This window comes from Mogibacterium diversum (genome assembly GCF_002998925.1).
In the GTDB taxonomy this organism is placed as follows: domain Bacteria; phylum Bacillota; class Clostridia; order Peptostreptococcales; family Anaerovoracaceae; genus Mogibacterium; species Mogibacterium diversum.
In genome coordinates, this window is the sequence record NZ_CP027228.1 from 542770 (window position 1) to 554686 (window position 11917).

Here is an 11917-nt window from a genome sequence, read left to right on the forward strand (position 1 = left end):
GATGAGAAAAATAGGACTTGATGTCGGTGAAAAAACTATAGGTGTTGCGGTAAGCGATTTACTAGATATTACAGCACAGGGAGTCACTACAATTGAGCGTGTTGGTATTAGAAAGGATACTACCAAGGTGCTTGATTTAGTGCGTGAATATGAGTGTGATACAGTTGTAGTCGGGCTTCCTCTAAGCCTTGATGGAACCGATAGCGTACAGACTCAAAAGGTACGTGATTTCCGTACTATGCTTGAAAATAAATTAAGAAGCTCCGGTCTTGCTCATGTAAATATCGAGTGGCAGGATGAGAGATTTACGACGAAGTTAGCAGAAAATATCCTTATTGCAGGTGATGTAAAAAGAAGTGATCGCAAGAAGGTTATTGACAAGCAGGCAGCAATTTTAATATTACAAAGTTATTTAGACAGGGTGAGCAATGAATAAGACACAAATTAATGAACTTAGTTTTCTCGCTTCTAATGACTATTGGGGCAGGGGCATCCTTATTGGAAGAACATCAAATAAGATTGCCGTTGCCTATTTTATAATGGGAAGAAGTGAAAATAGTCGAAATAGAATTTTTTATAAGGAAGATGATCGAGTAGCAATTGCACCATACGATAAAGAGGCAGATATTGACCCAACTCTCATCATCTATTATCCAATTAAGACAAATGGCAAGAATTTAATTGTAACGAATGGAGATCAGACGGATACAGTCGAGGAGTTCCTTAACAAAGGCCTTACATTTGAGGATGCTTTGAGAACTAGATGTTTCGAACCTGATGCGCCTCATTTTACACCGAGAATTAGTGGTATTCTAAGCCTTGTAGATGGTTCGTATACACTGAGTATTCTCAAGGATTCTGATGGACAAGGGACAGATTGTCATAGATATTTCTACGAATACCCTTCGCGTCCAAACTACGCACATTTTATACACACATATGAGGGTAACGATACACCTCTTCCAACATTTGAAGGTGAGCCTAAGCTATTTAAAATTCCAGATACTATAGAAGAGTTTACTGATACTATATGGAATAGCCTTAATGATGATAATAAAATTTCTCTGTGCACTATGATGATCAATCCGGAGACTCTAGAAAGAGAAGTTAATATTTATAACAAGAGAATGGGGGATTAATGGAAACCAATAGATTGCAGTATATGTCGCCACTATCTTCTAGATATGCGAGCAAGGAGATGAAGTATATATTCTCCGAAAAGAAGAAATTTACAACATGGCATGAGCTATGGATAGCTCTAGCAAAGGCTGAAAAAGAACTTGGTCTTGATATCACTGATGAACAGATCCAGGAAATGATTGATAACAAGGACATCGTTGATTTTGAAGTAGCAGAAGCTAGGGAAAAAGAAGTACGTCACGACGTAATGAGCCATGTCTATGCATATGGAAAGCGTTGCCCTAAAGCAGAGGCGATAATTCACCTCGGAGCTACGTCGTGCTATGTTGGTGACAATACAGATGTTATTTTGATGAAGGAAGCTCTTGAACTTATCATCGAGAAGACAGTTCAGGTCCTTGTAAATCTAAAGAAGTTTTCAAGAGAATATAAGGCTATGCCTTGCCTTGGATACACACATTTGCAGCCAGCACAGCTAACTACTGTAGGTAAGAGAGCATCGCTGTGGATGTATGAACTAGCGCTCGATGTAATCGAACTTGAAAGAAGGCTCGAAGATCTCAAAATGCTTGGTTCAAAGGGCACAACAGGTACTCAGGCAAGCTTTATGGACCTCTTCAACAACGATGAGTCTAAGGTCAAGAGGCTTGATGAGATTATTGCAAAAGAATTCGGAGTATCTGGTTGTGTTCCGGTATCTGGACAGACCTATTCTCGTAAAGTGGACGCTAATATATTATCGTCGCTTTCAGGAGTTGCACAGAGTGCCTCTAAGTTCTCAAACGACCTTAGAATCCTTCAGTCATTTGGAGAGATGGAAGAGCCTTTTGAAAAGAATCAAATTGGTTCTTCTGCTATGCCATACAAAAGAAATCCAATGAGATCCGAGCGAATTACATCTCTTGCTAGATATGTAATCGTTGACTCACTTAACCCAGCGATTACGGCTGCAACGCAGTGGTTCGAGAGAACACTGGATGACTCTGCAAATAAGAGAATTTCCGTTCCTGAAGCTTTTTTAGCACTAGATGGTATTCTTAATCTGTATATCAATATAACAAGTGATATGGTGGTGTATCCTAAGGTTATAAATGCCCGTACTATGGAGAAGCTCCCGTTCATCGCAACTGAGAATATAATGATGGAAGCAGTTAAGAAGGGTGGAAATAGACAGGATTTACATGAACAGATAAGAGTTCATTCTCATGAGGCAACTTTAAGAGTTAAGAGAGATGGACTTAATAATGATCTTGTAGATAGAATTGCTGCCGATAAGACATTTGGACTTTCTAAAGAAGAGATTCTATCAGCTATGGATCCAATTCTATATGTAGGAAGAAGTCCATCTCAGGTTGAAGAATTGATTACTGAGGTTATTGATCCAATTATCGAACGTCATCCTCAGAAAAACATCGAAACTGAGATTAACCTATAGAGGTTATTAATTTCAAATTTATTTAATTAATGCAATATATAAGATGAGAGGCTGTTTTAATAGCCTCTTATCTCGATTATAAGAGTAAGAATTGTCGCGTAGTTACGAGTGGTGAATGAAATGAAAAAAATCGAATTAAAATACGGATGTAACCCAAATCAAAAGCCAGCTTCTGTATATATGGAAGATGGTTCAGAATTGCCTTTTGAGGTTTTAAATGGCAAACCTGGATATATTAACCTTCTAGATGCTTTAAATGGATGGCAGCTGGTAAGTGAGATAAAGGAGGCGACTGGTAAAGCTACAGCTGCTTCTTTTAAGCATGTAAGTCCTTCGTCTGCTGCTGTTGGGAGAGTTATGAGCGATAAGCTTAAAAAAGCTTGCTTTGTAGATGATATTGCTGGTCTAGATGAATCTCCGATTGCAACAGCATATGCGAGGGCTCGTGGGACTGACCGTATGTCATCATTTGGTGATTTCATTTCTTTGAGTGATACTTGTGACGAAACATGTGCGAATCTAATTAAGAGAGAAGTTTCTGATGGTGTAATTGCTCCAGATTTTACTGACGCAGCACTAGAGGTATTGAAACAGAAGAAAAATGGAAATTATCTGATTCTCAAAGTGAATGAAAAGTTCAGAGCACCTGAAGTTGAGACAAAGCAGGTATTTGGCGTTACTTTTGAACAGAAGCATAATGATATAAAAATAGACAAGTCTTGCCTTAATGATGTAGTGACTGAAATAAAGGATATTCCAGAGGATGCTAAGGATGATTTGGTAATTGCCCTAATAACACTTAAGTATACACAGTCAAACTCTGTTGCATATGCAGCAGATGGTCAGACAATTGGAGTAGGAGCTGGTCAGCAGTCAAGAGTTCACTGCACTCGTCTTGCTGGTTCAAAGGCTGATAATTGGCATCTCAGACAGTCTGAAAAGGTACTCGATCTACCTTTTAAGGAAGGTATAAAGAGACCCAACAAGGATAACTTTATAGATAGATATATAGCAATGGAGGATACGCCTGAAGCTAGAGGGGATTTTGACTGGAAGGAATTATTCTCGGAGAAGCCTGAGGTCTTTACAGTTGAAGAAAAAAGACAGATTCTTGATGAGAGTACAGGCGTATCAGTAGCATCAGATGCATTCTTTCCATTTAGCGATAATATCGACAGGGCTCATGAAAGTGGTGTTTCGTATATTGCCCAGCCTGGAGGCTCGACCCGCGATGATCTAGTTATTGATTCTTGTAACAAGTATGGAATAGCTATGGCGTTTACAGGATTCAGACTGTTCCATCACTAAGTTTCATCGTTTTTAATATTAATTTGGTGATTTGGATGATTAAAGAAAAAGCACTTGTTACGCTAAAGAATGATATAGAGGTAGAATATCCGTTTTCAGATGATTTACCCATGATCTTCTTAGGTGAAATCTCTAATATGCCGGAGCATGGAATATTTATCGGAAGGTCTGGAAAAAGCTATTTTGGATATCATATAGATAGCTTTAGAGAACTTAACGAGGAAGAAATATGATTCATTTGATAGCATATCCTTTGACTTGGGATGATATTGAACTAAGAGCAAATAATACTGTTGGAATATATAAGATAAAGAATAAAATCGCAGTACTTAGCTGTGTATCTTATACTGCTCATATAGATGATTCAAAAGACTATATGCAGGGATTTATACTTACAAATTTTTCTACTGATTTTATGAATCATGGACAGATTCGTCTTATGGATCTAGACGATATATCGGCTCTCGATTGTGAGCTTAACGAGAAAGATGGGAGATTCATAATTAATACAAAGAAATATAAGGGATATCGCAAGTCTTTAGAAAAGTTGATAGAAGTCACTGATGAAGAACTAAAAGTGATAGGGGATGCGCCTGCTCCTTTAGATAATACCTATAGTGACGGCAAAGTATATCGCTTCGGAAACATAGAGGTTTATATGCATTCATCCTTTATAATGGCATGTCGGGAGGCTGATTCAGGCAAAGTTATTTGGAAGACTAAACTGGGCGCGTATCTTTATACAGATGTTGATGAGAAAGAGGGTATATTGTATTTCGGAACGGATGGAATGGGCGGAAAGTTCTTTGCTGTTAACTTGTCTGATGGAAGTATAAAGTATAGCTATAACACCAGGGGAACATCTAATTTTCTCTATTACAAAGATTATGTACTTCTGTCGAATGAGAAAAACAAACCTGTTTTGATAAATAGAAATGACGGTACCCTATATAAGAAACTCGAATTTGATAAATTCGAAATAACAGTATATCAGCAAATGATAATAGATAATGATAAGCTTTATGCTATTGCGGCAAAGGGAAACACAGCCTATGCTGTGTGCACGGATCTATAGTAAGTATTGAAATTTATATTTTATATAAAAAAAGTATGAAGACATCAAAATTCCTATTCATAGCAGTTATACTTCACATAGAGCTGGTGGCTTTGATTATATATGGGTAAATCGGATAGCGGCGGTGTTTGGTGAAGCGTAAACTGCCTAAACGTGTTGTTTAGTGATTCAATTGTTTTAAAACGTGATATCAAAGGAGGTTGTATGTGCATAAGATAAATAAGAAAAGGCATGTAAAGATAGTTATAGTATTGCTTATGTTACTTACAGCTTTGAGCATCGTATCGGTGCTTGCAGAAGAAAGCGATATTTGGAACAGTGAATACTACGATTATGATAAATATTCATACAATGAAATCAATAAATTATTTGATGAAACACCAAACAGCAAAGCTGCAAGAAATGAGTTCAAGCGTTATGGAGCAACAACAAATTATTTTGATGTTGAAATCACAGTAAATAAAGACTATAGCTATAATGTTAGAGAGGAAATCAATGTAATTCTAAATCGAAATAAGCATGGGATTGTAAGGTCTATTCCACTTACAGGCAATTATAAAATAAATGATTTACAAGTCTCCGATTACAATTACAATGTGAATATTGTGAAAGGAAATAAAGTAATTACAATCGGAAGACCAGATAGAACAGTATTTGGAGAAAATAGTTATACAATTGAATACAAAATAGAAAATTACCTTCCAACAAATGCAGATAAGCAAATAAATATTAATGTAATACCAACAAACTGGGAAATGATCATCATGAATGCAAATGTCACGGTTAAGTTACCTGACGGTTTTCCGTATTCAAAGATGAAAAGCTATGTAGGTAAATATGGAAGTACTAAGCAGACTACTAAGTGGAAATACGATAAGAAAAGCAATACGTTGAATTATAAGGCTACTATGCTTCCGGCAAATTACGGAGTGACACTTCAAGTAGATACACCTAAAAACTACTGGGTTGATGTTCCAAGTAATAGATGGAGTGTCAATTTAAACATGGCTATACTTTTAATAATTTTAATTATTATTGCAGTATTTAAGTATACAAACCACAAAAATAAAGATCTTATAATACCTGTGATGTTTAATCCGCCAGATGGAATTACATCAGCAGAGCTCGGATATTTAGCAGACGAAGTAATCGATAACGAAGATATTGTTTCACTTTACTTATATTTAGCATCAAAGGGATATATAAAAATAGAGGATAACAAAGATAAAAGCAAGATTATGATTACATCTTTAAAGCCTCCCGAGAATGAAGAAAGTTATGTAAATGATTTCTACATAGCTTTATTTGATTCGATATATGAAGTAAGTGTAGGCAAACAGATTAGTATAGATGATGCTAGTAAAAGATTAGAAAACTCTCTTGATAAAATTTGCAAAAGTATTATAGAAAAATTCGAAGGAGATAAATCGTTCTACTCTGAGAAATCTAAGGGACGTGAACTAATTGCTAAGATATTAGGTGGTTTCGGAATTGTATCAACCTTACTGTTTTACTTAGATAGATTGCACATCGAAACTTGGAATATTCCTCCAAATATATTTTTTCTAATTACAGCTATCTGCATTGTGTCGATTAATTATATAATAAAGAAAATATCATATAGAAAAATGAGTACTGCATCAAATGGTATGCGTAATATAATATTGTTGGGTGTGCTTTATGGAATATGTGCAATCGCACTAAATGTTTTTCTTTTTTCAATATCCAGATATCTAACACCAATATATTTATATTTAGCTTTTATAATATATTTGATGCTTCTTCCATTTTTAATAAACGGGATAAAAGTCAGAAGCGATTACAACCGAAATATATTTGGTGAAATTGTCGGATTCAAGAACTTTATAGAAAGTGTAGAGCTTGACAGGCTAAATGAGCTTGTAGATGAAAATCCAGCGTATTTCTATGATGTTTTACCTTATGCATATGTGTTTAAGTTAACGGATAAATGGATTTCGAAGTTCAATACTATATCGGTGCCTAACCATTGCTCTTATACTTCATTTGGACAAAATGATTTAAATCCTATGACAGTTAATAGGATGATAAGTAATATTGAGCTAAGAACAGAAATTGAAGTGCCAAATACCTACTCGGGAGGATTTATGGGTAGCAGTAGAGGTGGCGGATTCAGCGGCGGCGGATTCTCAGGTGGCGGCGGCGGCGGATTCTCAGGTGGCGGTGTCGGAGGTGGCGGCGGCGGTGCTTGGTAAGTCTATATTTTACTATTATTGTTAGGAGCCTGATTAATGGAGAAGACATATCGATCTTGATACTGAAACTGATTATTTGTGCGGACACTTTGCAAATATAATAATAAGTGAAATATACGAGATTAAATTCGGGGGAAAGAATGGATAATTTTGCATGAAACGAATGAGTAAAATGAAAAAGCTGCAACCATCAATTGAGTGGAAGAAAAGGTATGAAGAGGTAAAGAACCTGCTTACATCACCGGTAAACTATGCAAAGTGCTTTGACATGAAGGAAATTCAGGGCAAGGAAATATTCATTTTGGATATGGGTGAAATTGAATTTTCTACAGGAGATATACTTGTAAGAGATCCATTAGTATGGCTAAACAGAGATGAAAAAGCATATTTAACATCTGTGCCGAGAGGAAAATATAGAATTGAAACGTTAGTTGTAAAATTAGAAGAAGATCACTACAGGTACGCACTAACCAGAGTGAGATTTACAGAAAACGTCCCTAAGATTTATTACGAGGCACTTAAGGGTGATGAAAATCTAGATGATGTAGATGGTGATAGCATATTTGGATTTAATGTAGATGCTGGTCTTGCAACTATAGTTGATGTAGAGACAAGAAACGCATACTGTGATTTTAAAGATAAATGGTATGCAGAAAACCCCGACAAGAATATATATGACGATTTTTTTGCTGAGGTTTTTGCAAAGAATGCTGAGGAGAATCCAGTTTATCAAAGAGAGGGTGGCGACTGGATAAATTTTAAAATACCAAATTCAGAACTCTCAATTCCCATGATACAATCAGGGTTTGGAGATGGAAGATATCCTGTCTATTTTGGTTATGACGAAAACGGAGAGCTTTGCGATTTAGTTGTTGAATATATATATTTAGCATAATGAAATAAAATCACCGAGAAGTCTCGGAGAAAGGAAAATCCAGATTTTTATCAGGTAACTGGAATATACGCGTGTTATGAACGACCTTCAAATAGATTATTTTATGGCCGTAGCTACTAATTCGAGCTTTACCAAGACATCGGAAGAACTCTTTGTATCTCAGCCTGCAATTTCCAAGCAAATTGCACTTCTAGAAAGAGAGCTTGGGGTTAAGCTATTCATTAGAAATAACAGGAGAACAGAACTTACAGAGGCTGGGAAGAGATATTTTGATTTTTTTAGTCGATATAAGACTGAAATGGGCAATATTAAACACGAAGTAGCTGAATTAGATGGCATTACTGCCCAAACAATAACCATCGGAATACTTGAAGGTTGGGATTTTGCATCATGGCTTACTAACGCTATAAAAAAGTATAGAGATTCACATGGTTATGTAGATATATTGATTAATTATGTCGGTGCCAAGGAAGTATCAACGCTGCTCCTTACGGATGAGATTGACATTGCAATTTCGCTAAAAAATACTTTTGACACATTCGCAGAGATAGAATCTCGGAATATACTCGAAACCAGAAAGAAACTCGTATATAACAAGCAAAATATTTTAGCTATGAAAGAAAATCTCAGTCCAGCAGATTTTGCTAATGAAAAATTTTTTGCTCCCTGGAGTATCATGGATGATACAGTTACAAAGAGCATTAACATGTATATGCAGCCGTATGGTATCAGGCCGAATATTCAGTTCGTAAATAATTTTGAATCGATGATTAACTGTGTAAGATACAACCTTGGTGTTGCAATTTGCGATGAATTTACGGGATATCTCAATGATAAGAATTTAGAATCTATTGATTTACAAAAAAAAGAATTTATCTGTGCTGGAATGATTAAGAACAGCACTAATGATGAGGTTAGGGAATTATATGATCTGGTTATATCTTGTTCAGCTGATTCATAACAACGCGGTTATGCAGAGCATACCTAATATTCAATTATACAAAGGGACCTTGTTTGTTTAAAATATAGACAAACAAGGTCGTTTCGGTTTTAACGATTTTGAGCTATGGATTGTTTTTATTATGGATGGAGGGTATTACAATGCCAAAGAGTAAGAAATTAACTGCAGTATATGCACTCATTATGGATTTACCACTCAGCATCGTTGTTACTATGGTAGCACTTGCACTAGGTGGTAATCTGACAATGGAAAGATTTATTCCGAGCTTTTGCTTAGCTTATGTACTTACATTTTTTATTAATTTTCTGCCTGTTGGTATGATAGGTTTTAAATTCGCAAGTAAGTATGCAGAAGATAATACATTCAAGTTTGGACTTCTTGCAAATGTTGTTGTAGCTTTTTTCTTTGTAGTTATCTTGGATTTAGTGATGACAGCTTTTGGTGTGTTCATAGCTGGTAATGGAACGATGAATGACTATTTGTTTGCTGTTGTTGCTGGCTTTATACCATGTTATATTCCAACACTAATTATAGCGATGATATGGTATCCCGTAGCAGACAAGGCTTCAAGAGCAATTTGTCATGAATAAATAGGAGGTGTTAGTATGAATAGACCAGAATTCTATCCAGTCAGGAGTCTAATATACGTCGATCTTGCCCATGAGGATTATAGGATAAAGCTTGAGAATTGGTTATACAGGTACCATATTCCAGATAGTATTTCGCAATTTGGACCTTATGTGTCAAAGTATGCATTTTATCAGGCTCTTCCAACACCTCCAGGTGGTGAAAGATTTGGTACTGTAAGAATGCAGATGACAGAGCACTACTGGCTAGCAAATCCAAATGATATTAGAAGTTTCGTACATCATAAGGCACTGACAGAGTATTTTCCTAAGGATGTACTAATATGGCAAAATAATATGCCTGATGAGGGGAACTCTCATAAAATTAATAAATCCGAAGAGGTTAATTTTGAAGGTGATGATGCGAGAGCTACAAAAGGGAGCGAAGAATTAGGTACAGTTCCATTTATATTTGCATTTATCCCGGTATGGTGGGAAGAAGACTTCAAAGGTGAAGGCAGAACTGTTGAAGATGGACCAAACTATAGATGGCAGTTTATGGTTCATTACCCTGAGGGGGTTACTCTTGAAGAAGGAGATAAGTGGCTTAAGGAAGAATTCTTACCAGCCTATACAGAACAGGATGAAGTAATAAGATGTTTATCTAGCAAGATAATAAAGGAAATAAATGGCTGTGATTTTGATCGCGTTGTTGAAATGTGGTTCCCATGTCAGTCCGCGTGGGTAGCAGCGACAGAAAAGGCTGCTAAAATAGTAAAAAAGCCATCTTGGGGAGAGACTGCGGATTTCCCATATCTCAAAAAGTCATATGGAATCTCGGGAATTTTCTTATCAGATATAGCAAGATCAGATAATATGACTGGTTATCATGGTTATATTACAATGAGGTAAGAACGGAAATAATATGAGTAAAAGGGAAAGCCTTAATCGCGACGGTGGCAAGGGTAAGTATAAAGAAGTGCTTACCCTTGCTCTCTTAGTTGGAATTCTTCCTCCAACATGGGCTTTAATAAGCCCATATATAGGAGTGCACGTTGGACCAATAGCTCTTATTGCTGCTGGCATATATGGTGCAAATGGGAATAAATTCGAAGACTCTTTTAAAATAGCAGCTGGATATATCGCTGGAGACATATGGTCATTAATTGCCACAGTCGTGATGCAAAAAACGCCTTTTAGTGCGAATATTAAACTTTGGTCTACTTTATTTATACTAGGATTTATTGCAGTAATAATATCTGCAAAATTTCCCAGGTATGTATATCTGCCAAGTTTCCTAGCAGGATGGGCGATAGCGATGTTATCGATGAATCTAGATTCAACAACTCCATTAATAAGGATGACAATTGAAATCGGAGTAGCGATGGTTGTGGGTGTATATTACGTTGGAGCTTTGATAGATAAGATACACAAGATAGTAAATGCTAGATAGAGATAATAAGTGAGAATTTTAGTCATAATGAATATGAGATGATGCGTAATATATTAAATATTTCTGTAATTGATATGTTGCGAATGATAAGGAAACTACCTGAACGATTTAGTTTAGGTAGTTTTTTATTAACAAAATAATTAAAAGATATTTAAAGAATATGAAGGTATTATCACAGTGAAGCAAATAAGTATCGATGGGGACATGAATCTAATGAGATATAACTATTCCTAAAATCATAATTTTGGGAATAGTTATAAAACAAGAAATATGGCTGCCACGGAGGCAGCCTCGTAAATGGAGCTTTATGTATTTGACAACAAGTGATGTAACACTGTACCAATACCTATGTAATAATAAGGAATATATACTCTGTATTCGAATATCTACCGTAACACGGAGGGGTCATATACCCTTATCTCATAAAAAACGCCTCTAAGGCGAAATTTTGGCCTCGCTTTTTTACGACTCTACTGGAACTAGAATAGTATCTCCTGTTTTTACATCAGAAGCAGATATACCATTAAGTTCACATATCTTGTTAACTGTGGTGCGAGGATCAACGTACTTGCCACTATACTTATTAGCAATAGACCAAAGTGTATCGTTCTGTTTAACTTCAACTTGTCTATATGTATCTGAAGTACCAGCTTCAGTTGTAGCGAAACCTAGTAAGCTGTACACGAGCATAGTCATGCTTAATACTGTTACTAGGACAAATATAAAAAATCTAACTGGCGAAACGATTTTGTATTTCTTTTTCATAATGATTACCTCCGTATATATGATACTAATAGCTTATAGCTATGGTATTAACTATCAATGAATTAAAAAGAACAAATGTTCTATT

The 11917-nt window shown here is 35.9% G+C and carries 13 protein-coding genes; 12 read left to right on the forward strand and 1 reads right to left on the reverse strand.

All coding sequences use genetic code 11. The features are described from left to right. The first annotated feature begins 1 nt into the window (after nucleotide 1). The 12 genes from ruvX to C5Q96_RS02575 all read left to right on the forward strand — a co-directional run bounded on the left by ruvX (nucleotide 2) and on the right by C5Q96_RS02575 (nucleotide 11067). Nucleotides 2-436, forward strand: a complete 435-nt coding sequence (ruvX, locus tag C5Q96_RS02520; RefSeq protein WP_106056869.1) for a Holliday junction resolvase RuvX — start codon at nucleotides 2-4, stop codon at nucleotides 434-436. Continuing rightward, nucleotides 429-1139 carry an IMP cyclohydrolase gene (locus tag C5Q96_RS02525; RefSeq protein ID WP_106056870.1) on the forward strand — a complete coding sequence of 237 codons (711 nt, stop codon included), beginning with the start codon at nucleotides 429-431 and terminating at the stop codon, nucleotides 1137-1139. Before ruvX ends, C5Q96_RS02525 begins: the two co-directional genes overlap by 8 nt. Beyond that, complete coding sequence (gene purB, locus C5Q96_RS02530) at nucleotides 1139-2575, forward strand: adenylosuccinate lyase (RefSeq protein ID WP_106056871.1); 1437 nt, start codon at nucleotides 1139-1141, stop codon at nucleotides 2573-2575. Before C5Q96_RS02525 ends, purB begins: the two co-directional genes overlap by 1 nt. A 120-nt stretch (nucleotides 2576-2695) precedes the next feature. Beyond that, the gene (locus tag C5Q96_RS02535; RefSeq protein ID WP_106056872.1) at nucleotides 2696-3883 is read left to right on the forward strand and encodes a phosphoribosylaminoimidazolecarboxamide formyltransferase; all 1188 of its coding nucleotides are present in this window, start codon (nucleotides 2696-2698) and stop codon (nucleotides 3881-3883) included. Nucleotides 3884-3918: 35 nt separating this feature from the next. Further along, nucleotides 3919-4116 (forward strand): hypothetical protein, encoded by a 198-nt coding sequence (locus C5Q96_RS02540; RefSeq protein ID WP_205764001.1) that lies wholly within the window; start codon nucleotides 3919-3921, stop codon nucleotides 4114-4116. After that, nucleotides 4113-4958 carry a PQQ-binding-like beta-propeller repeat protein gene (locus C5Q96_RS02545; RefSeq protein WP_106056873.1) on the forward strand — a complete coding sequence of 282 codons (846 nt, stop codon included), beginning with the start codon at nucleotides 4113-4115 and terminating at the stop codon, nucleotides 4956-4958. Before C5Q96_RS02540 ends, C5Q96_RS02545 begins: the two co-directional genes overlap by 4 nt. Nucleotides 4959-5164: 206 nt before the next feature. Further along, a complete protein-coding gene (locus tag C5Q96_RS02550; RefSeq protein WP_106056874.1) occupies nucleotides 5165-7192 on the forward strand; it encodes a DUF2207 domain-containing protein in 2028 nt (675 codons plus the stop codon). Between the two features lie 163 nt (nucleotides 7193-7355). After that, nucleotides 7356-8087 carry a DUF4241 domain-containing protein gene (locus C5Q96_RS02555; protein ID WP_245905589.1) on the forward strand — a complete coding sequence of 244 codons (732 nt, stop codon included), beginning with the start codon at nucleotides 7356-7358 and terminating at the stop codon, nucleotides 8085-8087. Between the two features lie 76 nt (nucleotides 8088-8163). Next, nucleotides 8164-9048: a LysR family transcriptional regulator gene (locus C5Q96_RS02560; protein WP_106056876.1), complete on the forward strand. Its 885-nt coding sequence runs from the start codon at nucleotides 8164-8166 to the stop codon at nucleotides 9046-9048. A gap of 140 nt (nucleotides 9049-9188) precedes the next feature. Then, nucleotides 9189-9638 carry a hypothetical protein gene (locus C5Q96_RS02565; RefSeq protein WP_106056877.1) on the forward strand — a complete coding sequence of 150 codons (450 nt, stop codon included), beginning with the start codon at nucleotides 9189-9191 and terminating at the stop codon, nucleotides 9636-9638. 15 nt (nucleotides 9639-9653) lie between these two features. After that, a complete protein-coding gene (locus C5Q96_RS02570; protein WP_106056878.1) occupies nucleotides 9654-10526 on the forward strand; it encodes an acetyl-CoA hydrolase in 873 nt (290 codons plus the stop codon). A 13-nt stretch (nucleotides 10527-10539) separates the two neighbouring features. Beyond that, on the forward strand, nucleotides 10540-11067 hold the full coding sequence (locus C5Q96_RS02575) for a DUF1097 domain-containing protein (RefSeq protein ID WP_106056879.1): 528 nt from the start codon (nucleotides 10540-10542) through the stop codon (nucleotides 11065-11067). Nucleotides 11068-11529: 462 nt separating this feature from the next. On the opposite strand, the gene yneA is transcribed toward C5Q96_RS02575, so the two are convergent. Continuing rightward, nucleotides 11530-11832: a cell division suppressor protein YneA gene (yneA, locus tag C5Q96_RS02580; RefSeq protein WP_106056880.1), complete on the reverse strand. Its 303-nt coding sequence runs from the start codon at nucleotides 11830-11832 to the stop codon at nucleotides 11530-11532. Nucleotides 11833-11917 lie beyond the last annotated feature (85 nt).

What these genes read in the sequence shown, in the direction of transcription:
- ruvX (WP_106056869.1), top strand. Translation starts at nt 2, where the DNA reads ATGAGAAAAATAGGACTTGATGTCGGTGAAAAAACTATAGGTGTTGCG.
- C5Q96_RS02525 (WP_106056870.1), top strand. Translation starts at nt 429, where the DNA reads ATGAATAAGACACAAATTAATGAACTTAGTTTTCTCGCTTCTAATGAC.
- purB (WP_106056871.1), top strand. Translation starts at nt 1,139, where the DNA reads ATGGAAACCAATAGATTGCAGTATATGTCGCCACTATCTTCTAGATAT.
- C5Q96_RS02535 (WP_106056872.1), top strand. Translation starts at nt 2,696, where the DNA reads ATGAAAAAAATCGAATTAAAATACGGATGTAACCCAAATCAAAAGCCA.
- C5Q96_RS02540 (WP_205764001.1), top strand. Translation starts at nt 3,919, where the DNA reads ATGATTAAAGAAAAAGCACTTGTTACGCTAAAGAATGATATAGAGGTA.
- C5Q96_RS02545 (WP_106056873.1), top strand. Translation starts at nt 4,113, where the DNA reads ATGATTCATTTGATAGCATATCCTTTGACTTGGGATGATATTGAACTA.
- C5Q96_RS02555 (WP_245905589.1), top strand. Translation starts at nt 7,356, where the DNA reads ATGAGTAAAATGAAAAAGCTGCAACCATCAATTGAGTGGAAGAAAAGG.
- C5Q96_RS02560 (WP_106056876.1), top strand. Translation starts at nt 8,164, where the DNA reads ATGAACGACCTTCAAATAGATTATTTTATGGCCGTAGCTACTAATTCG.
- C5Q96_RS02565 (WP_106056877.1), top strand. Translation starts at nt 9,189, where the DNA reads ATGCCAAAGAGTAAGAAATTAACTGCAGTATATGCACTCATTATGGAT.
- C5Q96_RS02570 (WP_106056878.1), top strand. Translation starts at nt 9,654, where the DNA reads ATGAATAGACCAGAATTCTATCCAGTCAGGAGTCTAATATACGTCGAT.
- C5Q96_RS02575 (WP_106056879.1), top strand. Translation starts at nt 10,540, where the DNA reads ATGAGTAAAAGGGAAAGCCTTAATCGCGACGGTGGCAAGGGTAAGTAT.
- yneA (WP_106056880.1), bottom strand. Translation starts at nt 11,832, where the DNA reads ATGAAAAAGAAATACAAAATCGTTTCGCCAGTTAGATTTTTTATATTT.